This is a genomic window from Paraglaciecola sp. (assembly GCF_039964565.1).
Taxonomy (GTDB): Bacteria; Pseudomonadota; Gammaproteobacteria; order Enterobacterales; family Alteromonadaceae; genus Paraglaciecola.
Map to the genome: position 1 here is coordinate 1 of NZ_JBDVXF010000041.1, position 25857 is coordinate 25857.

The window sequence follows — 25857 nt, forward strand, 5'->3', positions numbered from 1 at the left end:
CCTTGATGGTCAAGAAAATGCCTAAAGGTGACTTAAGCTCGCCAGAAAAAGATGGCAAAACGGTACTCGCTTGGGCCTCTGAAAATGGCTTAGACGCTTCTCCTATCGTCGCTGCACTAAACGACAGAATATAAGCTTAAAGAATTGTTCTAGAACGAACTGGGCTTCGGCCACCGAAACGTTCAACATGGAAGGTTAGTAGCTTATCCTGCTAACCTTTAAAAATGGCCTCTTTTGAGGCTGTTTTTTTTGCACAAATAAAAATAAATCACAGCAATGTTTTCGTTATTTGTTTGGCGTTGATTTGACTCTACATTAACAACTAACGCACTATTGCAGCGGACTTAATTTGTATATATATCGATTTACCACTTACCAAACCAAGGCTTTGCAATGACTTCTGAGTTATTCTCGCTAACAAATAACTCTCCCCTACTTTTAATCTTACCAGAGCCATAGCAGGCTCTTGATCATTGACCACTTCAACAATCTGTCCTGACAATATATTTAAAATACTACTATCACTATGAGGTGTTAAAGCGAGGCTTACGTCACTAGCCAGTACTCTCACTCGTAGAGTACTGTTGTCTGAGTTTTCAACAACAGGTAACCACAGACTCCCTCCATCAAACGCGACTCGCATCAAATGCCATTCGGTATTTCTCTCAACAATTGTACATTCAACAATGGCTCCTAACTCATTACCTATTCCTAAAGGTAAATCAATTCTAGAAAATAATTGAGCAACATTACCTTGTGCAATATTTTCTCCATTTCGCATAACGACTACATGGTCAGCCAAGCGCACAATTTCATCAACAGCATGGCTTACATACACAATTGGAATATTAAAGCTACTGCGCAGTCGCTCTAAATACGGCAATATTTCTAGTTTACGAGGTGTATCTAGCGACGCTAGAGGTTCGTCCATTAACAGTAATTTAGGTTGAGTCAATAACGCTCTAGCAATTGCAACACGTTGTCTTTCACCACCAGACAACTGTTCAGGAAGTTGTGACAAGTTGTTCTTTATGCCCATCACATTGATTACCTGTTCTAAAAAATCGGAATCAGCAGGTTGGACACTGCGATTAATGGCATACTGTAAATTTCCTAAAGCCGTTAAATGCTCAAATAAGTAAGCCTCTTGAAACACGTACCCAAGACTACGTTTATGAGTAGCAAGACATAGCTTTTGGTCCTGCCATAACTCCCCATTAACACGCAAAAAACCGGTTATGTTACTTTCTAAACCTGCTATACAGCGTAATAACGTGGTTTTGCCCGAACCTGATTCTCCAAAAATAGCGGTAACACCCTGACTCGGAATTTCAATATCGACATTTAACTCAAAGTGATGGTTAGCTCGTGGTTGGTAACTTGTTTGAAAACGAGCTTGTATTATGTCGCTTCTAGCGGCATTACTTTCTCCTAGTTTCTCGTCACTACTGTCCATAGGTCATACCTATTGCTTTACGTTTATGCTGGTAAGTATACAGCACTAATAACACCACAAAAGAAAACACTAACATAGCCCCAGACAAAGCATGGGCTTGAGCATATTGTAGCGACTCTACATGATCATAAATTTGCACCGACACAACACGGGTTTCGTTAGGTATACTGCCACCTATCATCAATACAATGCCGAATTCCCCCACTGTATGAGCAAAACCAAGAACCGCTGCGGTCATAAACCCAGGTTTAGCTAAAGGCAACACAACAGTAAAAAATCGGTCAACAGGCCCTGCCCCAAGCGTTGCTGCGGCTTCTAGAGGGCGGTTACCAATAGCTTGAATTGCATTTTGAATAGGCTGCACCACGAAAGGCATGGAATACACCATAGACGCCACCACTAAACCCCAAAATGTAAAGGGCAACGTACCTAATCCTAACGATTGAGTAAGCTCACCAATGGCACCATTGGGGCCCATGGCTAGCAATAAATAAAATCCCAAAACGGTAGGCGGAAGCACAAGTGGCAAAGATACTAACGCGCTAATCGGCGCTTTAAGCCACGAGCGGGTTTTGGCTAACCACCAAGCAATAGGAGTGGCGAGTATCAACAATAAAACTGTAACTGTTGTGGCTAGTTTTAACGTCAACCAGACTGTCGCAATATCACTCTCGGATAAATTCATAAACGCAGTTCCGACTTGTCATTATTTAAATCTAAATAACCATAACTTTGGATGATATTCTGGGCTTTAGGAGTATGCATGAAATCTAAAAATGCTTTGGCCCCTTTGCTATTTTCAGCAGAACGCAATAACACTACATCTTGCCTAATGGCTTGGTGCATATCATCTGGTATCAACCAATAAGATCCCTGTTCTACATGTTTAGGTTTATTGACTCTGAGCAACTGCGACAAAGCCACAAAACCTAAATCCGCATTTCCAGTGGCAACAAACTGATAGGTTTGCGCAATATTTTCCCCTGTTACCCATTTAGCCCTAGTCCTATCCACTAACGCTAAATGTTCAAGTACTTCTAACGTTGCTGCTCCATAAGGCGCCAATTTAGGGTTGGCTACCGCTAATTTATTAAACCTACCTAGTTTTAATATAGATTCAACGTTATTAAGAAGCTGAGGCTTGGGACTCCACAGTGCAAGACGACCGATTGCATAAGTAAAACGACTCGTTTTAATCACTAATCCCTCTTTTTGCAAAGCATCTGGCGTAGCTTGATCAGCAGAAAAAAATATTTCATATGGCGCACCTTGTTTGATTTGCGCATAAAACTTTCCTGATGAACCAAAAGACGGTGCTATTTGAAAGTCAGATGTTTTCTCAAACTCTACGATTAAACTTCGAATGGGGTGGCTAAAATTTGCTGCCACAGCAATTTTGACAGTTTTTGCGTCAAGACATACAGAGAAAAGGGATGCTAGAACAAACCCAAGCCACTTTGCAGTTTTCATATTATTATCGGACCCATACGGTCATAAAAACGCTAGATAATTGATTTTTATCACTTTATCACAAGCAGATTTGTTGTGATCATTTTTCAAGATATTAAGCGTTGCCCATACTTCGTTTTTAATCGCAAACTATGAGCAACTAAGTCAATTATTGCTGCAGTGATTATGTTCTAGTTGCACAACCAATATTGAACATTTTTACGCTAATAAACATCGGGTTTTGTCTACCGTTACTGGTTTTTCTGAGTCTCAGCTAACAAAGATACTTGTAGTTCTACCCGTTTAATTTCCCGTATTATGGACAATCGATTGAGCTCCATAAAAAACCATAAACGAGCAATAGCAAAAGCCATAACCGCCGATAAGGTACCTGCTAACCAGTTTATTTTTATCCCTATTTCCGACTCGTTCACTAATTGATAAGCGCAATAAAAGGCTATGCCCGCAAATATCAATTGTAAAGTCACGACTACGATAAAGGTTAAGCGAAATGTCCCTTTAAAACTTTGCATAATTAGTTGCAACGCATTGGCTTGCTCTTCGGAAAACTCGTTAGCCGCTTTATCTTCTTTTAACGCTTCGAGAATTTTTTGGTTAATATTTGTCATCTTATTTCTCCACTTTCACTGTTGTGTAATTTGTTTTGTATTAATTTTCTTGCTTGGTGTAGTCGTGACTTAATGGTTCCCGCAGGAAGGGTTAACATTTCACTTATTTCAAGCATGCTAAAACCTTCTAAATAATGCAGATGCACTAGTTGATATAATTGAGGTGGCAAACCATCCAACATTTGGTCGAATTCCATTTTTTCAGATTCACCAACACAATTTGAACTGCCTGCAAAATGTAACGCCTGAAATTGCACATACTCATCACAAAGCCTGTCTTGCCGTTGCTTTTGTCGAATAATATCGACACCTTTGTTTTGTAGAATTTGGTAAATCCATTTCGCGAAACAACTTGGGTCTTGTATTTTGCGGATGGTTTTACTCACCACCTCAAAGGTATTTTGCACCGCATCTTGTGCTTTCTGTTGGTCGCCCAACTGCCGGTAGGCATAACGTAATAATTTGGGATACCAAATTTTCATCAGTTGCTCTAACGCGTTGGCATTACCCAATTGGCAATTCACGACTAACCATTCAGTTAAAATATGTTCACTGTTTCTTTTCATAACTTAAAGGTCGTGGCAGGCTAAATTTGGGTTCAATTTATTTACAATTAATTGGATAGAACTTTAGTAAAAACAGGGTTGTTGACTAATTCCCCCCATTTTTGGTCGTAACCATGCACTACAAAAGTAGGGTTAGAATTGTGATCGACTAAAGATTTTTGCTCATTTGCCCAAGCAAAAATACCACCATATAGGTTCCACACTTTCGAAAAACCAGAAGCAATGAGTTTTTCAGCAATTTGCTCACTACGCACACCAATAGAGCAATACAAGGCTATTTTTGTGTCTTTTGGGATACCGTTTAAATTAGACATGGTGAAGTTTTTATAACCTACCCATTTAGCATTGGGTAAATGGCTCACTTCAAATTCATCAGACTCTCTGCAATCAAGCAAGCACCAGTCAGAGCTACAACTAATTAAATCCGCCAACTTATCGGTGCTAATAGTAGGAGCAGTCCCATGCAACATTTGTCTTAATGCTAATTTGATTTTATCTATATTAGGGGGAGCATTGTCTACCATTAGGCCCTTTTGTTCCTTCGATCATGAAAAAATGATTTAACAGTACTGGATTAAATCAGACGTCTATTGCGAAAAGCAAAGTTCATAATACTTTTTTTATGCTCGACGTTTTAGTGAACAATAACGAGAAAATTCTAATCATTAACGAAAACTGATTAACAGGTCGTTTCCACTATCGATATCAAACCTCAATAAAATGCTTCAGCAATCGAAAATTTCGTCGCCCACCATGATATCAAGCAACAATACATTTGATTTTCTATTGTTGTAGTTTACACACTAGGATTCAAAGGAGCTCGATATGCCTTAGTGCCCCATAAAGGAACCGTAGAAAGACTATGTTTGAAACTGCCCGATGTCTCTTTGGTGGAATAAGATACATACATCAAAGTTTGGCTTTGTTCATCAAATACGCGGCGGATTTTCATCGATTTAAAAAAGATACTTTTGGATTTTTTAAATACCACTTCACCTGATTTCGACTTATCAATTGCAGCAATCATTGCCGAGGTGATTTCACCTGTTTGCCTGCAGGCAATTGAACTATCCGATGGATCTGACAAACTCAAGTCAGCTTCAATGCTCGCCACATGACAAGTTACACCAGTGACCAAAGGATCAACCAAAGTATTCAGTTTAATATCCTGTGTAGTAAATACCCCTAACGAAATATCCCCTACTTCATTTTTATCGCATGCTACTGTTAGCAACAAACTAATACAGATACATAACTTTTTCATTTATCCCTCCTATTTATGTGACAATAATTAGTATACACATACTAATTATCATTTTATTTTTATATTTATTGAACTTTCCATCCTAATTTAACGACTTACCATTGACAGCGTAGTGAACTGTCAGCTCCCTGGGCCGTTTAGTATGAGTATCATGCTAGCGGCTTTTTACTTTCAGGCATAGCGAACAAGTCTGTTCTGATCCGTAAAAGAACAAATTTTACGCCCATAAAAACCACAAATAATCTCAAAATGCTGTATATTCCGTCCTCGATTTTTACCCATGCTCTTGTTTAGGATCTGTATCACTATGAAATTTTCAAATTTAGGTTTAGCTACTGAAATTCAACAGGCACTGGATGTCTGCGGTTATACACAAATGACTCCAGTACAAGAACAAGCGATCGTCCCTGCTCGCAGAGGTAAAGATTTATTAGTTAACGCCCAAACAGGCACCGGTAAAACCGCGGCTTTTGCGCTACCTATCTTGCAACAAATGTTGGATAAACCCAAAGACACTGTATCGGGTAGTCCACGAGCATTAATTTTAACGCCAACTAGAGAGTTAGCGGAACAGCTCGCTAATACCATAAGTGATTACGCGCAGTTTTTACCTTTAAAAGTCACAGCATTATATGGTGGCGTAAAAATGGGTGGTCAGTCGAATAAACTGAAAGATGGCGTGGATATCCTAATTTCAACACCAGGGCGCTTAATTGAACACTTAGAGTTGAGCAACGTTAATTTAGCCAATACAGAGTTTGTTGTACTTGACGAAGCAGATCGTATGTTAGATATGGGTTTTGTCACAGATGTACAAAACATCTTAAAATTCACTGCTAAGAAACGACAAACCTTGCTTTTTTCAGCTACCTCATCGCCAGCAGTCAACGAGCTATCTCACAAGTTATTAAATAATCATCAGGTGATAAGAGTAACCAAGATTAATGCCACAGCCGAAACGGTTTCACATGTAATGTATCCGGTTGAAGAGTCAAGAAAAATTGATTTATTTAAAGCGTTATTAAAAGAGCAAAACTGGTTTCAAGTGTTAGTATTTACCAGTACTAAACAGCAAGCTGATGAACTCATGGATGCCTTAAAACGTAGCAAAGTCAACGCGGCGGTTTGTCATGCAGATAAAAGTCAAGGCGCGCGGCGCCGCGCTATAGCCGACTTTAAATCCGCCAAGCTACAAGTGTTAATAGCCACAGAAGTTGCGGCTCGTGGCTTAGATATTCAAGGTTTAGATTATGTAGTCAATTACAATCTGCCATATTTACCCGAAGACTATGTTCACCGAATTGGTCGAACTGGCCGCGCTGGAAAAGAAGGTTATGCTATTTCTTTCGTGAGTCGCGAAGAAGAAAACACTGTGGCACGAATCGAAAAGTTAATTGGTAGTAAAATAAAACGTATAGTTAAAGCAGGATTTGAAGTGAGCAACCGAGTTAGTTTGCTAAAAAGTGTGGCTAAAAACACTAGAAACAGTCGCAGTAACAAAGCCAGCGAAACAAAAATAAGCTATGACAAGTCATCGCCCTATCAAGCTAAAAAACCTAAAGGTCGTGCATCAAAACCAAATAAAGGCAAAAAATGATCAGTTGATGAGTAGTAGATATGATCTACTACTCACTTAATAAAAAATCCTTAATTGCATCCTTATAATTGCGACTCACTTTTATCTTTTCGAACTCTCCGAGCAATAAAAAGAACTCTCCTTTAGTATGAGGAATGACTTTGTCAATGAAATTTAAATTGACAATTGTTGAACGGTGAACTCGCTTAAAGATATTTTCATCCAACTCAGACAGCAACTCTTTTAATGTACTGCGTTTAATGTGGGTTTGTCCGTCGGCATGTAAACACACATAATCACCTGCAGCATCTACCCATTCGATTTCAGACTGTTTCAATATTGTAATTTCATCTCGATCCTTTATGACGACTTTCTTATCCACAAAAGTATCTGTCGATAATGAGCCTGGCAGTCTTTTATTTTCTAGTTGTTGGGGATGGTTTCTTTGACTCATACTGTCAATTGCCCCAAGAATGCGTGGTTTATTATCTTGTCCATCAACAGCATTTAAACGTTTTTGTGCTCTTTGAACCGCGCGGCAAATTCGCTCGTCGTCGATAGGTTTTAATATATAGTCAACCGCATGAACATCAAAAGCATCGAGAGCATATTGCTCATAAGCAGTAGTAAAAACAATAAGAGGTAATATGTCGCTTTGTAGGCCTTTAACTACGTCAAAACCAGTTAGACCAGGCATTTGAATATCAAGAAAAATAATATCAGGCGCTAATTCTAATGTGGAGGCGATTGCCTCTCGGCCGTTTTTGCATTCACCGACAATATCAATCATATCAACCTTAGCTAATTTCGCTCTTAGTAATTTTAAGGCGAGCGGTTCATCATCAACTATTAGGGTTTTTAATCTTTTCATGTTTGTTCTCTTTTATTGATGACTATCTATTGATGACGATCTAAGGTTGGGTTTATGGTGGTAACTTTCGTTGTTTAGATATTCGCAAGGCAACTCAATACGAGTGTTTAAACCACCTGATGGCAGAATATCGATATTGATCAAAAAGTCCTGCTCATATAACGCTTTTAATCTATCGTTGGTATTACGCAGACCTACACCTCGCCCCTTAGTGCTGCCCACCTTGCTATGTGCAACTTTGCTGCCACTGCCGGTATCACTTAGTTGAATAATTAGGCGTTCATTTTTGACCTCGGCATACAGGCTAATAGTCCCACCTGATTCATTTTGTGCGATGGCATGTTTCATCGAATTTTCGATAATTGGCTGCAATAGCAAACTTGGAACCGTTGCCACTTTCGCCTCTGGCTCGATCTGGAAATCTAAACTGAGCCGTTCACCAAATCGAGTCTTTTCAATTTCCAAGTAAAGATTAAGAGCGTTAACTTCGTTTTCTAGAGTGATTTTTGTATCGGGGTTATTGTCTAACGAATGTCGCAAAAATCGGCTTAATTGTACCGTCATACCTTGGGCTTTTGCAGATTCGTTCACTTCTATTAAGGAGTTTATTGCATTCAAGGTGTTACATAAAAAGTGAGGATTTAGTTGATACCGCAACATCTTGATTTGTGCGTCTCTTGCAATAGACTGAGCGCGCATACGTTTCAGTTGTTCTTCGCGGGTTTCGGCTTCTGCTTTGAGCATAATCTTATGTTCGGTCTGTAACAAATCGTTATAACGCATCCCATGGAACAAACCAGACCAACACAAAAATATAAATACACTGGCAAAATGCCACCCACCAAATTCGTCCCATTTACTGCCAGCGTCGGTTATCCACATAAACAACTCAATTCTGGCTAAGGTCCACACAAACGCTACTAGAAACACCATTAACAATCCAATACTGGCTCTGTATACAAATGGCTTATTCCAAATATGCATAAAAACCCAATACAGAAAGAGCGTAAAGGCTAATCCAATGCCTGCCTGTAAAAATATATGTAAAACATGAAACCAGTCATACGGCCCATACCATAGCGTCAATGAAAAAAAACTGATAATGCTCACAAAGGTCCAAAATCCTATATGCAACAAACCAAAATGGTAAATTTTATTAGGTCCATTTGCGGGAAATCTTTCGTTAAAAAGTGATTGAGGCATTTAATTCCTTAAGGCCAACTTGGTTGGTAATCTCAACGAACTTCAGTTTACACTCGGGTGATGTGGGCGGCTAGTGGATCAATCCGCCTTGTCGCGGTTAAAGACCCTTTTAACGAATTACTTAGTCTTTTCGAATCGAATAGTCTAGCTTTGCTACCCAGTTTTCACTAGTGATTTACATAAGGCATAAGAATGAAAAACAATCAGCCTCAATCTATTTTTTACGTGTTTTACGTATCCATCATAGTTGCATTAGGAGGGTTCTTAATGGGGTTTGATGCGTCTGTTATTTCGGGAGTAGTCAAATTTATTGAGCCTGAATTTAACCTAACAAAAATTCAACTGGGTTGGGCAGTGGCTTCTTTGTCACTAACGGCAACCTTTGCAATGATCACCGCCGGTCCGCTGAGTGACAAGTTTGGAAGGAAAATAGTATTAAAAATCGCTGCTGCGTTGTTTTTTGTATCAGCGATTGCATCGGCGTTTGCTCCTAACTTTTTAACCTTAGTTTTAGCCAGAATGCTAGGGGGCTTAGGAGTAGGCGCGGCATTAATTATTGCTCCGATGTACATTGCAGAAATTGGTCCTGCCAAATATCGTGGTCGTATGGTTTCACTTAACCAGCTAAATATTGTGCTCGGTATCTCAGTCGCGTTTTTTACCAACTATTTAATTTTGCAGGCTGCCGATTCTGATACCCAATGGGTGCAATCCTTGGGAATAAACCATTGGAACTGGCGCTGGATGTTAGGAATAGAAGCTATCCCTGCCCTATTATACTTTGTATGCCTTACGATAGTGCCAGAAAGCCCACGTTGGTTAATGATGAAAGGCAGAGTTCAAGAAGCAAACGTTATACTAAAACAAGCTTTGGGCGAACAAAGTGCTAAACAAGAAATTCAGGAAATAAATAACAACATCAATCTTGTTCAAAACCAAGCGAAGGGGGCATTTATGGACTTACTCAAGCCCTCTATGCGTTTGGTCATGATAGTCGGCATTTCCATTGCAATATTGCAACAAATCACCGGTATCAATGCAGTATTCTTTTATGCGCCTATGATATTTGAACAAACAGGTTTAGGCACAGATGCCTCATTTATGCAGGCAATTTTAGTGGGTATTACCAATGTGGTATTTACCTTAATTGCCATAGCGCTAATTGACAAAATAGGCAGAAAATCTCTATTGGTTATGGGGGTATCAGGAATAATCCTATGCATGTTTAGTCTGGCGTTTCAGTTTAATGCAGCGTCATACACCTTAACAGCACAAGCAATTAGCACTTTATCTGCAGAAATTAACATACAAGCCTTGCAACCAATTATAGGCACAACATTTACCAATGATTTAGCATTTAAGTCTGCCATTAGCGATAGTTTGGGAATAGTACAAGCTGCACAATTTGAATCCACCTTAGTCTCAGCGGCAATCCAAATGAATGGAACAGTCATTTTAGTGAGCATTTTGGGATTTGTGGCCTGCTTTGCAGTGTCCCTTGGCCCGGTAATGTGGGTGCTATTTTCAGAGTTGTTCCCAAACCGAATTCGAGGAATAGCGATTTCATTTGTTGGTTTAATTAATTCCGGTGTGAGCTTTTTGGTTCAACTGGTATTTCCGTGGGAATTGTCGAATTTAGGTGCGACATGGACCTTTGCAATTTATGGAAGCTTTGCTGTTGCTGGGCTGATGATTATTGTTAGATTTTTACCAGAAACGAAGGGAAAGTCCTTAGAGGAATTGGAAGCTATTTTAGTTAAATAACTACCTATAACTTTTAAATTTAAAGGGTAAAAATGGATACAATGGCTTTTCTATTGTATCCATTTTTTACCATGATTGACGCAAATTCGACATTACACCTCGAACTCACACCTGCAAAAAATACTTTATTGATTAAACAGCGACTCCACAAACTCAAAACTATCTACCGCTATTTTTTCACCGATTTTTCGACCAGGAATATCGTCTGCCGGAGGATGGATCCCGCCCCATATGCGCGATAAACTGCACTGATCCGATGCGTCTTGATACGTTGCCCATTGCAGAGTCATATCCACACTTGGGCCTTGTTCAAATACTAAAAACTCATTGGCTTTCACTTCAAATTCACTCATTCCACCAGGGAAAAACGCCGAACCTGTCATGGAAGTCATTAAATCTGCTGCGGCCCTAGAATAAGTTGAATGCCCAGATACATAACCTGCGAATGGTGGGGTAACAAAGGTAGGTCTTTGATAAGGCCACCATTTTTCTGCTAATATCCAGCCGACCCCAGCTTGGTCGATGGCGGGATCATTTATGTACTCTGGACCTTTCCAAGTGTAGAGCTTAATTTTACCTATGTTGTTTGTGTTTTCTATAGCTAACGGATCTGTTTCTGTAACCAATTCAATATAGTTTTCTACTAATGGTATACCGTTAATGCTATAAGAACTCAATGATGGATCACTACTTTGCCCTTCAGCCATAGCGCGGATCGCTGAAACAGGCCGAATATAGTCATAGCGTCCTTTTATCCCCCATGCAGCTACTGCTGCATCATGCATTGTTCCACCCATAGCGAAATAGGTTTTAATGTCCCATTCAAGAGCCCCTAAAATATCGCCTTCGCCCGCCCAACGCTTTTCCAATAGCTCATGATCACTCACTGTATTGAGAATAACAAACCAATGACCCGGAGGAGTCTCTGATTCTGGGCCATCTGCCCAAAACTCTGCCAATACTCGAGCGTAATCCCCTCGCGGAACCATTTGTTCTTCATATGGTTGATTAGTAATTGGGTTAGATGCATAACCGGTGCTGGGATCTCCTCCCTCTATTTGTTTATAAAACTCATTAAACTCCGTAAAAGAATTAGGAAATTCAGATATATTTCCAAGACTTTTCGGTGAAATATCCCACATTACTCCGTCATTTTGATCTAGATGAGAAGACCAAATAGAAACAAGAGAAAAGCCCCACTTGTATTCATCACTCATATCTCCATCAATTAATGGGGGCATGCCCGGATCATGATACACTTGATAATCGAAACCATCACGAGTAAACACACTTTTGTCATTTGCAGACAATGAAAATGGTACGACGCTTCCCCACTCAGGGCTCAAAAAACTCGGCGAATCGTCAACAAGGTTACCTGATTGATCAATGTAACCATTAATTGACAAAGGTTGCCACCGATTCAGATCGTTAATAAAAGGATTACCTGCTAAGCCTAAACTGAGAAATAATGGCGGATTTACCGGTTGATAAGTAGTGTTAGCGTAGAAGTTTTCCTCATTTGAACCATCTTGCAAACCAAATTGTATATAACAATCGGCAATATAATTACCTAATGAAGCAGCTGATCCTTGTGAATAATCCAATGATTCGTCTTCAATATTGAAACCGAGACTAGTCATAAGTGAATCGGCAGCTTCCATAATTTCGAATGAACCCGGAGAAAACTTAAAACGGTGTTGAATAATCCGGTAAGCTGCGTAACTAATCGCTTGCTCCTGATGGGGTAAAACATCGTCAGGTAAACTAAAACTATCGGCACTACAAGCAAAACCGGCGACTTCATTATCAAACAAAAAACTTTGAGTTTGTGGTTTGTATACCGACCAAGCATCATACATGGCGGAAGAAATATGAAATAGATTTCTAGCGTGCACTGTAGGACGAGCATAGTCGTTACGTATCGCAGTTAAAAGCACTTCATTCCACATCCGAGCTACCGAATGGCCTTCTCGCTCTGGAGTAAGAACGATCTCATTATCTTCGTTAGAATCACCACATGCTGTCACTAGAAAACCAGTAAAAACCACTACACTTAGTTGTATCACCAGTCTTTTTAAATTACTCATGTCCTTTACTACATTTATATCCATCTTCAAATTACCAATATCGAATTATGCTGTTTACCTAAAGAAAACTATATTAAGATATTTTGGTTGTTCCTACTATTAAAAATAACTACACATAAGGATTCAAAGCTCAATTTATCCATCGCTAGCCTTTGTCTTTATTTTTTATTTAATCATTAATATTCAAATAGATAGGATTCATTAAGCAAGACGTAAATAGATTTTACCTTACCGCTGCGAGCAAATAACTCTTTGGCAATCATCGACTCTAGGCCAATAAAAGCACTACTTTGCCGTTTTCCATCATTAAGTATGCTCGTTAGGCGCGAATTTCCTTTGGTTAACTGATAGACAAAAGGCACTTGGCACCAAGTAAATGCGAGTGAGTTCGCTGACAAGGCTATTTCTTGCCACTTTCCACTCACATCTAGATAGTTAAAAGTTTTCGGAGATTGGATAAATTCCTGTTTACGTAATAATCTAGGTTCAATGTACACTTTTCCGCATTTTACTTTGAGTCCCAGTTCACCAAATCGTGTCAAGATTTCTTCTTTAACTTGGCCTGTCATACCTGGTTGTTGAGCACCGGCATGTTTAGGCGTATGGGAATAAGGATCACAAGGAAACGCTCCATATTCTCCTGGTGTTTTGTTAAACCCAATCCCCTGCCTAACACGATAGTATGCCGTTGCTAAACGTTTAATGGTCGTAGCATCAACATTGTTTTCTAAGCCTTGGAAAAATTGTTCTTGTACTGCAAGTAATAACTTAGACACCATATGCCAGTAAACGCAACCCAGTCCTTCGAATCCAAACATCGCACCGGAACGACCGGTAAATGCTTGGTGGTTAAAAACTTGTTCAAATAACTGTGCAATTTGGTTAATTGTATTTTGTGTAAGCTCCTTATGCTGCGGGCTTATTTTGCGAAGTTGCAGTAATAAGTCACTACTATTTTTTAGGTTAGCATTAAAACGGTAATTACCGCTTATATCTTGGGTCACAATACTCCGCTCATTTAGTTGCAGCATTTCCATAAATACCGGAATGGCTAATACTTCATCAACCGGAATGATATTTTTAGCTAAAAAGCCCATTTGGCTTTTATCAGGATATAACATGAAGGAATTCAAATCAGGACGAAAAATATCACTCGAATAGAGAGCATCCAACAAATCTGCTGCTTTCAAAGGAGTTATGGCACTTGAACTTAGGGCCGCCACTTGCCCTTCTAGCATTGGGTAAAGTTGTTTAATTTGTGCTTTGTTTTCGCCGAAAGACAGCAAATTGTATGAGTGAAACAACCCATCATCCCGACTATTTTTATCAATGCTGTGATCTATCACGACCAGAGACACATCTAACAAGTTTTGGATCGACTGCAGTTTTGTTGTCACTCTATGGCTAAATGAACCAGTTTGGTAAATACCGCTACGGTATTTATAGGCTGCTTGCCCTAACGCTCGCAATACGTTAAATCGCCGTTCATCTGTTACGGATGTTTTACATAATTTAACGCTTAGTTCAGTGAGTACTTTCGCAGTATCTTGTAACCACAATGCGACTTCTACCGAAAGCTCCACATCATAGTTTTTGTCTTGTTTCATTAACAAATTTTGCAGAAAATAGGTATAACGGCGTAAATAATTTAAAGTCACAACCGACACACCATGACCGACCAATGCATTATTTGCATCATTCCATTCAGGTCGTTGTGTATTAAGCCAAATCCCTCCATCCACCACTAAATTCGCTAATTTACACAGTAAAGGCACCAGAAGTTTTTCCATTAAATTCACAAGGTAAACCTTACCATTTTGATCCCAAATTAGCTTACCGTCGGCCCCTACAGATCGAACTCTACTATCAATATTACTAGCAGAATCTTCGTCATAATCGACTGTATTTTTGGCATTTTCCAACATGGCTTCAAATGATCTTATTCGATACGGCACATTGGCATAACAGAAAATCGATTTAGGCAATAACTCAGTTAACTTTTGGGGATGAAACCTTTCCGACAATTCCAACAATTTCAATAAATAAATAATTTGATGATCTCCCCAATAACCGATAAAACTCCAGGGATCTTCCGGCTCTTCAACTTCCCAATCGATGCCTCCTTTAGTAATCCGATAAGGGTTATAACCATCAATGGTAGAGGCGTTCACAAACTTGGTAATTACTGATTCGATAAATTCAGGGTAGCTAAAACACAATGCCTCCCAGTTTTGAAATATATCTCGCCAATTACCTTGATAAGACAATAATTTATGGCCTTGTTTATCTTTAAGTCTTATTTCGAATTGATTCCAAGGACGGCTTGGGTCGCCGTGACGCCGGCCAAAAGTGACGGGCAGATATTCAGCAACGAGGCGGTCAATGTGTGTATCGTTCAATTCTTGGGTAAGTTGTGTAAACTGTTTAAAGGCTAGCTTTTCAGGTAAGCGCGTTAAACGTTCTTGGTGTTTGATAAATAGTGGCAAATTAAAACTTTTTAGAGTGGCAATAAAATCAGCCATACAAATATTGTAGTGCTCATCAAACACGCCACCTCTTAGCGAATTAAACAAGGTATTGGCATAATGATGTACAGTGACACTTTCTTGGTTTGTCACTTGAAAACCATCTGCACTCACCATAATACTCGCTAAGGCGTCAGACCCTTTCTTGATAGAAGCTTCAATTGCTCTTGATATTTTTTCAAGATCTCCAAGTGCGTGAATCAGTTCGCATACTTGCGACTGAGTTTGTTCAACATTGGCAACAATTTGCCAAGTTTGCGACGCTTGTGCTGCTAACTCAAATTCAACATTTAGCAAATACGCTCCACGAATCCCTCGCTGATAGGGCTCATCTAGTAAAGTTTCACCATTCCAAAACTTATCTATCTGAATGTTACTCAGCAAGATCTGAGGTTTATCAAAACCTAAACTAAATACAGTATTGGCTTTCAAAGATTCACTAGGCTGCGCGCGGTCAGTAATTCCCGAATACAAAGTAAACATCCCAAGGCCGGTTGATTGATCTAATTCATTCCATTTGTAGGCATCGACTAAGTTACTGGCATTACTTTGCGTTAAACGGGGAGTTTCTGAAGGTAAGATGTTCTGTAAACCATCCAGCATCTTGATAGAGACAGTGTCATCAGACAAATTTTGTAATTTACATTGGCGACAAAAGCCATACTTGTCACTGGTTTTCCAGCTGTAACTGAAAATTAACTGTAAGTCATGATTAATTTCTTCAAAGCAAATTTTATCGCCTAGGGTATTTTTATACAGGTTTTGGGTAATTCGATACGAGCGATTGGCGTCTTTGTTGTAAGGCTCCCAGTTAAAGTTTTTGTTTCCCTTTCTAACTTTAAATAGTGTTTTACTGCCCGTATGGCTATTACTTTCATATATACGGTCAACCGGTACATAGGGAAACAATGAAATTTCTGGCGATTCCCTGCCAGCGGTTAATCCACCATTAGAGGCAATAAACAACCAGTGGTCACTGTCAGACACCAAGCTAATAAAAAACGGTGGCATCTTTTCAACATTGTGAATTGCGTAGTAACGCTCTCCTTCCAAATCAATAAACTCACCACTTACTGCGTTTGAGTTAGGATCTAAACCGCTCATTTATCTACTCTCTTCTATATCACTGAATCATAAAAACAAAGATTAGTTCATTGTTTTTATTGCATCCGCTAAGTGTTTTTGACTTATACAACTTTCACAATTTTGGCTCTAACCTTTTTACTATGAGTTGTTCCAAATAAACGACCCACAGTAATTCATTCGATATTTAACTCAAATCAAAAAAGGTGAGAAGGACTGTGAACGCGACAAAAAGCCTTGAGGAAAACGCTTCGAAAATGGTCCCTATTGCTGAAATGTCAATATCCGAATAAACCATCTAGCGTGAATAATGATGTTATTGAAATACTGCAAAAAATGATAAATGAGTTCCATTTTATCCTAGAATTAGTCCATTTTGTCGTGTTTACATTGTGTAAATACCCCATTGAAATATGGTGACTTAAGGCAACGCTAAGTTTTGTGAAAACGGTCCCATTATTTGCCTTTTCCCCTAACGAAACTCAATGACGAGTTTGAGATCATTAATGAACAAAGTATTACAAAACAAATCGATACAACTAAAAATTGACGAATTGTTGCAGCATATGACACTCGAACAAAAAATTGGTCAAATGACACAAGCAGATTGTATGACCTGCTCTCCAGAACAAGCAAAAAAACACCATTTAGGTTCGATATTAAGTAGCGCAGGTTCGTGCCCAGAGGATAATAGCCCCAAAGGCTGGGTAAAAATGAACGACGCCTATTGGGAGGCATCAAGTAGCCAAGACTCACAGAATATCGGTATTCCTATTATTTACGGCCTTGATGCGATCCACGGTAATAATAACGTAAAAGGCGCGACTATATTTCCGCACAATATTGGTTTAGGTGCCGCAAACGATCCCAAGTTAATAAGACAAATTGCCGAAGTGACCAGTAAAGAAGTTTTGGCAACAGGCGTAGATTGGGCATTTGCTCCTAACCTAGCTGTTGCTAGGGATTATCACTGGGGTCGCAGTTACGAAAGTTATGCTGAAGCTCCTAAACTAGTTTCCCTATACGCAAAGAAGATGATTGAAACCCTCCAAGGTAAACTCAGTCAAGATAATATTTTAGCCTGCGCCAAACACTGGGTAGGTGATGGTGGTACACAATATGGTGTTGATCAGGGCGACACAATCCTTAGTTGGGAAGCACTACAAGCCATCCATATTCAGCCCTATAAAGCCGCAATTAAAGCAGGTGTACTAAGTGTTATGGTGTCATTCAGTAGCTGGAATGGTGATAAATGCCATGCCCATCAATTTTTACTGGTGGATATCTTAAAACAAAAATTGGGATTTGACGGTATTGTTATCTCTGACATGCAGGGAATTGATTATTTAGAAGATGACTTTTATCTGGCTGTAGCCCAAGGTGTCAATGCCGGAATTGATATGTTTATGGTGCCAAGAAATTGGCAAGTATTCATTGAGAACTTACGCAGTCACATTGAACTAGGTACTGTATCTATCAGCAGAATCGATGATGCAGTAAGGCGTATTTTATCAGTAAAGTACGCCTTTGGTTTGTTTGAAAAACCGCGACCGGCACTACGTAAATGGTCAAACCATTTTTCGTTTGGTTGCGATGAACACCGCCAAGTCGCGCGCAAAGCAGTCAGAAAATCCTTAGTCTTGTTAGCTAATCACAATAATATCTTACCCCTTAATAAAAATGCCCGAATATTGGTCGCGGGTAAAAATGCCCATAATTTAGGTCATCAATGTGGCGGCTTTACTGTTAACTGGCAAGGCGTATCTGGCAACGAAAAGATCGTCGGAGGCACTTCAATATGGCAAGGTATTAAAAAAACGGCACCGGCTTCACAGTTAAGTGTAAATAGTGATGGCCTCGAAGCTGCACCTGAGTTACATGACGTTGCAGTGGTTGTAATTGGTGAAACCCCTTACGCTGAAGGTATGGGCGATATACGAGGTGATGATAAAATAATCACCGAAGCTGGCTCACAAATTAATGGCCAGGTAAAAGTATTACGGGCAAGTGGAGATTCGTTAGAGCTCAATAAACTCTATCCCGAGGATTTACAAACGATTAAAAACATCACTAAAAGTGGCGTACCTGTGATTGCGATTTTAGTATCGGGTAGGCCATTACTAATTGAACCAGAGCTCGATGCCTGTCACGCTTTTATTGCAGCCTGGTTGCCCGGCTCAGAAGGTCAAGGGATCAGTGATGTATTATTCGGTGATTATGACTTTACGGGCAAGTTATCTTTCAGTTGGCCAACATTGTCGCAACCAAAGGTGAATATTGGAGACAAACACTATAAGCCCCTATTCCCTTATGGTTATGGATTACATTACTCTTAGTTTAAAGAGGCTTTTTAGATATCTACTACAAACAATATTGAGTAAGTTTCAAGGTCATTTCAGTCGGTAAAATGATAACAGTGATAGTATCTGAATTATCACCCTTCACAACAATTAGTGCATCGCAGACATTCTAAGATCTGCCCAACTCAAAGCCTCTTGATACAACAAGCTTGATTGCTCTGCATCTACCCCTAGTTTCTGACTAAATTCTTCAATATTGGCCCAATCTGCCTTTTCGAATAATTCACACAGTTGTAAAAACTTAGCTGATTCGCCTCGTCGTTTGACAATGGCGTCTTTTATTTCTTGGCGCAGCGGCAACTTATCCATGAGCTCCTGAATGTCTCCATCAACCATTGCGTCAATTAAAGACAACAACCCAATCAGGAAAGCGGACGATTTAGACTGAGTTGGCATGGCGGCATTCACCATTAGTTCGCAAAAGCGCCCTCTGGCTAACGCCATAACATTCAACTCTTGAGGTTTACCCATCGAAAATTGTGCAGTGAACAATAAACAAATAAAACGTCTTAATTCTTCAAATCCTAAAACTAAAATCGCCTGTTTTATAGATTCTATATTCGCATCTCGTTTAAATATCGGTGATTGCACGTAACGAAGTAATTTAAATGCCAAATTGACTTCATCTTCAAAAATAGAGGTGATCTTTTTAACATCAAGATCGTCCTTGTTAATTTCAGACATTAAATTAACAACTGCAACCTGTGAAGGGTTAAACGCCACTGTTTTAATGACTTCAGGCCGGCTAAAAAAGTACCCTTGAAAATACGAGCAACCAATACTTACCGCATGTTCGAATTCTGAATAGGTTTCAATCTTTTCGGCCAGTAACTTTATCTCAGGAAAGGAACTTAATACTTGGATGATTTCCTCAAACTGTTCCTCTGAGGTTAGCGAGTAGTCAAGTTTAATGATATCCACATAAGGAAAAAAATGAATCCAAGCAGAACCGTGCTCATAGTCATCTAACGCAATTGTATATCCCTTTTTCTTTAAATCGATACATGCTGCCAACAGCTTTCTAGTTGGCTTAGCCGTTTCAAGTATTTCCACCACAATCTTTTCTTTATCTAATAACAAAGGATAACCATTGATTAAAGAATCATGGGGGAAGTTAATAAAGGCTAATGAACCTTGGGTTAAACTTTCTAAACCCAAGTTATACTCTAATCCATCTATAATTTTGGCTGTAGCTTCTTCATCACTGACATTTTTTGGGAAAAAATTATCTAAACTATTGCGAAGCAATAGTTCGTAAGCGAATAGTTTTTTGTCTGTGTCCAAAATAGGTTGGCGCGCAACATAAAAATTCAAATTGATATCTTCCAGGGAAACAATTACTCAACAGAACTCAAGCCATCAATGTTTTCTAAATAATCTCTGATAAATAAAACATTAATTACCTGCTAAACCAGCTTGCAACAATAATGTTGCCACTTCAAGCAAAAACCCATCAGACTAGGTTTACTACCGGCAACTTTTCGGTATCTACCGAGAAGCGAGTTATTGTAATCGTTCGTGAGTTATAAATCTCTAACATTTCAGCGTTTTTATATAATTATCAATTATTCAAATGCGAATAGATCACCCTTAAAGTATTGTTTAGTGAACGTTCAACTGTTGGCCATGATATGGCAATATTGTCCACAAGACCTTCTCGACAATCTGTTTCAAGCCTAGTTACCACATCAGTTAACGCTTCGGAATTGACCTTATTGGCCACTAAAACTAACTTACGGGCGCCTTTCAAAATAGAAGTCACATCATCTTCATCTACCGCATGATTAGTTTCTTGAATGCCATTTTTCAGTTCTTCCATCAATTCATTTAATACAACCGGCAAAGGTTTGGTAACATTTTGATTTTGTAGATAAGGCAATAAGTCAAACCAAATTTCTGGATTAACTGGCATCTCTATTTTCGCGATGTCAGATGTGGCTTGAGATTGTTGTAGCGGTTGTTGCTCAATGGCTTGTTGTAGCTCTTCTTTGTGAGCACTGAGCAAGGCACTTTCTTGTTCAGCTAGTTTTTCCTGATTAGATTGCAACTCCTGTTTAGCTTCCTGCAGGGCATTTTCTTTGTCGTTTAATTGAGATTGACTGTTGTGTAAATCTTGTTCCAGCTTTTGAAGTTGCGCCGCCAATTCTGCGTGGTCACTATGCTGATCATTGAGACTCTCTTTGCTGTTTGAGTATTCTTGTTGCACCGCTTGCAATTGTTCCGTTAATTGCGCTTGTTTTTCCTCAAGGGTATGAATATTTTGTTCACTACCAAGCAGGCTTTTTTGTTGCTGTGCAAGCTGTTCTTGCAATTTACGCTCTTGTTGTTCTTGTAATTGTATACGTTGTTGTAACTGCTCTGCTTCGTTGCGGGCATTATTCAGTTCTTGTTGCAGTTTCTGTTCCCCTGATTGGGTTTCTGAAACTTGAGATTCAGCTTGTTGAAGTTGTTGTAGATTCCCTTCTAGTTTCTGCTGCATAAGCGTATTTTGCTTTTCTGCTTCAACTAAAGCTTGTTGCAATTGTACTTTCTGTTGTTCAATCTCTGCATGATGTTTACGCCATTGTTCATCACTACCTTCAATCATTTCCTTTTGTTTGACCGCACGACTTTCCACATCAGTTAATTCTACAGTCAGCTGTTCAAGTTTCTGTTGCTGCTCTAAGCGCGCAAGCTTTTCGTCGTCAGCTTGACGTTTAATTTCATCCAAATTACCTTGAGTATTTTGTAATTGCTGACGTTTAGCCTCGACTTCTTCCTGAAGTGCTTGTTGTTGTTTTTGCCAATCTTGGTCACTTTGAGCAATTTCTTGTTGTTGCTGCGTACTTCTTTGTTCCATTTCTGCAAGTTCTTGTTGCAATTGTTCTAGTAAAGCGAGTTGTTGTTGTTTCTCTGCTTTTTCAGCTTCTGTTTGTTGTTTAGTTTGCGACAACAATTGTTCTGTTTGCTGTAATTGTTGCTGCTTAGAAGTTAATTCTTGTTGTACTTTTTGTTGTTGCAACTGCCATTCTTTATCACTTTTTGCCATGAGCTGTTGCTGTTCGACATTTCGCGCCTCCATTTCACTCAGCTCACTTTGTAATTTTTCAAATAAGGCTTGCTGTTGTTTTTTCTCGGTTTCCGTTTGTTCTTTAGCTTGGTTTAAATTGTCCTCTGTTTCTTGTAACAGCCGTTGTTTGGCTTTAAGTTCTTGCTGCATGTTTTGTTGTTGCAGCTTATATTCATTGTCTCTTTGAGCAATTTGCTGTTGTTGCTGAGCATTTCTGTGTTCGACATCTGCAAGCTCTGACTGAAGTTTTTCAAATAATGCGAGTTGTTGTTCTTTCTCTGCTTTTTCAGCTTCGCTTTGTTGTTTTGCTTGCTGCAAAGTTTGTTCAGTTTCTTGGAGTTGTTGTTGTTTTGCCATCAACTCTTGTTGAATTTTTTGTTGTTGTAGCTGCCACTCTTGTTCTGTTTCTGCCATTTTTTGCTGTTGCTGCAAACTGTGACTTTCCATATCAGACAGTTCTTGCTGTAATATCGCTAATTGATTTTGCTGTTGTTCCTTAAGCTCTTTCTCTTTTTCAGCTGCTTCTTTAGTTTCATCTAGTGCTTGTTGTGTTTCTTGTAATTGTTGTTGCTTAGCTTCCAATTCCATCATCAATTGACTTTGTTGCTGCTGCATATCGCCTTTTTGTTGATTCGACATTTCTTCAAATTTTTGCATTTCATTTTGCAAATGCTCTACATGGCGAACTTTATTAGATAATTCCGACTCGGCTAGTTTGTAAGTCTGTTCAAGGTTTCTGCGCTGTTGCTCTGCTTGTTGACTGGCCTTTCGCTGATTATCCAGCAATTGCCTTAACTTTTCTGTGGTATTACCCGAACTCGACAACTCCGACTGCAAGCTAGTTATTTGTCCGCCAACTTCATTAATTTGTAAGTCTTTTTGTTCAATAGACTCTTTAAGTCCATTAATTTCTGCGACAAAATCATCCATCTTACTTTGTTGCTTCAATTGTTCTTGTTTTAAAGTTTCGGCGTTTCTTTCACTCTCAAGTAATTCTTGTTGTGCAGACTTATACTTTTTCTCGCTATTTTGTAGGGCATCCGAGATTTGATTACGTTGCGCCTGTAACCCCGACACTTTAGCTGTTGACTCCTGCAACTGAGATGCCAGAGCCGTATTAGCTTGTTGTGCCTCAACTAACTGGGTACGATTTTGGTTATAGTCTTGCTGTAATTCTTGCAAATTATCGGTAACACTCTGATGAGCCTGTTGTAAGTTACTAAATTCATTTTGTTTTTCTGACAAATCGTCTTGCGCTGCCTGTAATTTAGACTCTGTGTCAGCTAAGTTTTTCATCTTAGACGCTAACTGATCCTGACTACTTCTCAATAATTGCTGTTTTTCGGCGACTTCTTTTTCAGCAGCTTGATGGCGGTTTATGGCTTCAATACGTGCTTCATCAGCTTGCTGCAAGTCTCTAAAATCAGTCCAAATACAAAGTATTGAATCAAAATCTTGTCCTTTGTACATAGGCACATATGTTGCCTGGCAGGGTAACAGCTCCTTTCCTACTCTATGTTCCCATTGCAAGGATTTAGCCTGACCTTCTAACTTAACCTTAGTAATGTGTCGCTCTAACTCTTCAGATGCTTGTTGATCTAAATTAAGCTCGGCAGAAAAAGGAGAACTGCCAAACAATTCTCGTTCTTCTTCAATATTGAAAAATGCGCAGGCCGCGGGATTCAACTTACTAAAACCCTGTTCACTCAAAATTGCCATCGGCATACTGCTATGCTGCAGTAAGCTATCAAATTTATCTTGATGGAATTGCTCTTTAGTACGGTCAGAAATCCAGCATAAATACTCTTGAGTTTCTTTGTTGAGTAAATCGACGTGTAACTCACTAGGGTGCAATTCGTCGTTTTTACCTTTTAGTTGCGCCACAAATCCACGCAACCTACCACTTTGATGAATTTGTTTCGCTGCCTTACCGGCATTGCTAGAATCGTTAAATAATTGATAAAAAGTGTCTTTTTTGAGCTCTCTTTCACTTAAACCTAAACGATCAGTCATTGCAATATTAGCTCTTACAATACGGTCTTCTGCATCAATGGTTGCTACCGCAACCGGAGCTAAATCCAAAATAGTGATAAAGTGTTTTCGCTCTTGTTCAAGCTGTCTTTTGGCATGTTTAAGTTCTGTTACATCTTGAATTACGCCTACCATACCGGCGCGTTTTTTATTTTTGCCTACAAAAAACTTTAGCTTTATTTTGAGACTGTGTTTTCGATCATCGGCTAGTTGCCATTCGAATTCTTTATCATGCCCAACATTAGCAGAACTAAAATTAGTTTGACTATCAATATGTAGCCGACTTATTTCCGGAGGAAGTATCTCTAGTTCCCGGATATTCTGGTTTTCTATTTTTGAAAATTTGAGTTTGAACAAGGACTCAAAAGCGGAATTGCATGCTGTTAAATTTCCGCCGTCATCCAAAACGTACACTGCTTGAGGGCTAGTCGCTAATAGCGTATTAACTTGTTGTTGACTGGCAAAAAGTAAATCTTGAAAGTGCTGTAACTCCGACTGATTTTGTACAATAAAATCCAGACGCGTGGTTTCACCCTTGTCATTTTTTCTCCTACTCAGGCCAATAAACCGCAGTGAAATAGTACTTTGAAGTTGCCCATCTTTGGGTTCACTGCCTTGAGTTTCAATCTGATTTTCATCAATTTGTAATAACTCACAACTTATATCCACTTGATGCTGTTTTTTACCGTTTTCTAAAGCTTGTTCCCATGCCAAAGCAGCTTTACTACTTAGCATTTTTTTTAACTGATTAAGATCTCCACTTAAAGGTGCATCGGCTAACAATAAGTCTGCAAACAACTGATCGGTCGTAAACGTATTACTCTCAAAGTCGATAGTCAGCTTCGCAATACCACTTCGCTGAAGGCCCAAATCAAGGCTAGTTAAGTTACAGGAATATTGCTCAACTTGATGATGAAAATTAGTCACATCTTCGAGGGAAATGACACTCGCAATACCAGCATGGCCACTAGACTGTTTAGCAAATCCTAATTGCAATTGACGCTTACTCGCAACCACGTATGTTTGTAGAGACATATATTGGCTTGATGTTAACGCTGCATTGATTGACTCTTGCACTTCTTTGGAAAACACATCGACTAAAGGCCTACCCAGCAATTTATCTTCTTTACTGCCTAGAAAAAATGCCGCAACTCGATTTGCGAAAATAATCTCGCCTATTTGATTAACGTGTAACATTCCTACTTTAAAGTCATTGAGTAGTGATTGTTTTTCAGTTAACTCTTTGTTGTGCGCAAGCTGTTGTTTACGAGCTTTGCCGAGTTGAAACTTAAAAATGATAATAAAAGCAATCATCAAAACAAATACAACAACTAAAGAAACGAGTGCTAATTTTATGGTATCAGGGCTTTGTTCAAGAACTTTTCGGCTGAATGCAAAACTTGCCTGGCTCACTAATAATAAAAAAATGCATAAAACCTTAAAAAACAGACTGTTCCAAACACGGAGGGCCATTGAACGTTTTCCCGATAACTAATAATTAAGTAGCAGAATATAGCAGTGAAATGCTTTGAAATAGAAGTGATAGTGCAACAAAGTATGAAGAATAATACCTAGAAAAGCACACTACGCCATTCCTTACTTAAATTTTAAGTTATCCAGCTAGCCAAACCCATTGACCTACCAAATGTTAACTAAGCTGAGCTCGGGTTAAGACGTGCCGCGTTCTATGAAGTCAATCTAATAAAAACAATAGGTTATAATCTTACTATTTATCTAGCCGCCAATTTAATGCATCCAGTGCTGATATTATTGTGTTTATCAAGGCGAGCTTGTGAAGCAATTGCCAGCTATTGAGAGCAAGTTCAACGAAGATAGGCACAATAAAAGCGGTGCTGGACGGTACGGCTTATCCCGAGTTCAGGTTAACTAAGCCTCTTTTTTTAAAGTGAAAACAAATTGCCCTTTAGGATTAATTTCTCGACT

The 25857-nt window shown here is 39.2% G+C and carries 16 protein-coding genes; 3 read left to right on the top strand and 13 right to left on the bottom strand.

Translation table 11 applies throughout. The features are described 5' to 3' along the window. Positions 1-322: 322 nt before the first annotated feature. From modC to ABJK37_RS17980, 7 genes are all read right to left on the bottom strand, one after another. On the bottom strand, positions 323-1456 hold the full coding sequence (modC, locus tag ABJK37_RS17950; protein ID WP_348356805.1) for a molybdenum ABC transporter ATP-binding protein: 1134 nt from the start codon (positions 1454-1456) through the stop codon (positions 323-325). Continuing rightward, the gene (gene modB / locus ABJK37_RS17955; RefSeq protein WP_348356806.1) at positions 1446-2141 is read right to left on the bottom strand and encodes a molybdate ABC transporter permease subunit; all 696 of its coding nucleotides are present in this window, start codon (positions 2139-2141) and stop codon (positions 1446-1448) included. The genes modC and modB overlap by 11 nt, the downstream gene beginning before the upstream one ends. Continuing rightward, entirely contained in the window at positions 2138-2926 is a 789-nt protein-coding gene (gene modA, locus ABJK37_RS17960) for a molybdate ABC transporter substrate-binding protein (protein WP_348356808.1), read from the bottom strand. Before modA ends, modB begins: the two co-directional genes overlap by 4 nt. A 230-nt stretch (positions 2927-3156) precedes the next feature. Next, positions 3157-3534 (bottom strand): DUF6768 family protein, encoded by a 378-nt coding sequence (locus ABJK37_RS17965; protein ID WP_348356810.1) that lies wholly within the window; start codon positions 3532-3534, stop codon positions 3157-3159. After that, entirely contained in the window at positions 3531-4100 is a 570-nt protein-coding gene (locus ABJK37_RS17970; RefSeq protein WP_348356812.1) for an RNA polymerase sigma factor, read from the bottom strand. Before ABJK37_RS17970 ends, ABJK37_RS17965 begins: the two co-directional genes overlap by 4 nt. A gap of 47 nt (positions 4101-4147) precedes the next feature. Continuing rightward, positions 4148-4624, bottom strand: coding sequence for a rhodanese-like domain-containing protein (locus tag ABJK37_RS17975; RefSeq protein ID WP_348356814.1), 477 nt, complete (start codon positions 4622-4624; stop codon positions 4148-4150). Between the two features lie 272 nt (positions 4625-4896). Next, complete coding sequence (locus tag ABJK37_RS17980; RefSeq protein WP_348356816.1) at positions 4897-5364, bottom strand: CreA family protein; 468 nt, start codon at positions 5362-5364, stop codon at positions 4897-4899. A 307-nt stretch (positions 5365-5671) separates the two neighbouring features. Between ABJK37_RS17980 and ABJK37_RS17985 the strand changes: the two genes are divergently transcribed. Continuing rightward, positions 5672-6961 carry a DEAD/DEAH box helicase gene (locus tag ABJK37_RS17985; protein WP_348356818.1) on the top strand — a complete coding sequence of 430 codons (1290 nt, stop codon included), beginning with the start codon at positions 5672-5674 and terminating at the stop codon, positions 6959-6961. 28 nt (positions 6962-6989) lie between these two features. Here ABJK37_RS17985 and ABJK37_RS17990 read toward each other — a convergent pair whose 3' ends face one another. Both ABJK37_RS17990 and ABJK37_RS17995 read right to left on the bottom strand, forming a co-directional pair. Further along, entirely contained in the window at positions 6990-7811 is an 822-nt protein-coding gene (locus tag ABJK37_RS17990; RefSeq protein ID WP_348356820.1) for a LytTR family DNA-binding domain-containing protein, read from the bottom strand. 12 nt (positions 7812-7823) lie between these two features. Next, positions 7824-9014: a histidine kinase gene (locus tag ABJK37_RS17995; protein ID WP_348356822.1), complete on the bottom strand. Its 1191-nt coding sequence runs from the start codon at positions 9012-9014 to the stop codon at positions 7824-7826. A 192-nt stretch (positions 9015-9206) separates the two neighbouring features. Between ABJK37_RS17995 and ABJK37_RS18000 the strand changes: the two genes are divergently transcribed. Beyond that, entirely contained in the window at positions 9207-10778 is a 1572-nt protein-coding gene (locus tag ABJK37_RS18000; protein WP_348356823.1) for a sugar porter family MFS transporter, read from the top strand. A gap of 125 nt (positions 10779-10903) precedes the next feature. On the opposite strand, the gene ABJK37_RS18005 is transcribed toward ABJK37_RS18000, so the two are convergent. Both ABJK37_RS18005 and ABJK37_RS18010 read right to left on the bottom strand, forming a co-directional pair. Next, on the bottom strand, positions 10904-12865 hold the full coding sequence (locus ABJK37_RS18005) for a vanadium-dependent haloperoxidase (protein WP_348356825.1): 1962 nt from the start codon (positions 12863-12865) through the stop codon (positions 10904-10906). A 176-nt stretch (positions 12866-13041) separates the two neighbouring features. Further along, positions 13042-16494: a hypothetical protein gene (locus tag ABJK37_RS18010; RefSeq protein ID WP_348356827.1), complete on the bottom strand. Its 3453-nt coding sequence runs from the start codon at positions 16492-16494 to the stop codon at positions 13042-13044. Positions 16495-16979: 485 nt separating this feature from the next. Between ABJK37_RS18010 and ABJK37_RS18015 the strand changes: the two genes are divergently transcribed. Further along, positions 16980-18809, top strand: a complete 1830-nt coding sequence (locus ABJK37_RS18015; protein ID WP_348356829.1) for a glycoside hydrolase family 3 protein — start codon at positions 16980-16982, stop codon at positions 18807-18809. Positions 18810-18923: 114 nt separating this feature from the next. Here ABJK37_RS18015 and ABJK37_RS18020 read toward each other — a convergent pair whose 3' ends face one another. After that, entirely contained in the window at positions 18924-20147 is a 1224-nt protein-coding gene (locus ABJK37_RS18020; protein ID WP_348356831.1) for an EAL domain-containing protein, read from the bottom strand. Positions 20148-20394: 247 nt separating this feature from the next. Continuing rightward, the gene (locus ABJK37_RS18025) at positions 20395-25386 is read right to left on the bottom strand and encodes a PAS domain S-box protein (RefSeq protein ID WP_348356833.1); all 4992 of its coding nucleotides are present in this window, start codon (positions 25384-25386) and stop codon (positions 20395-20397) included. Between the last annotated feature and the right edge of the window lie 471 nt (positions 25387-25857).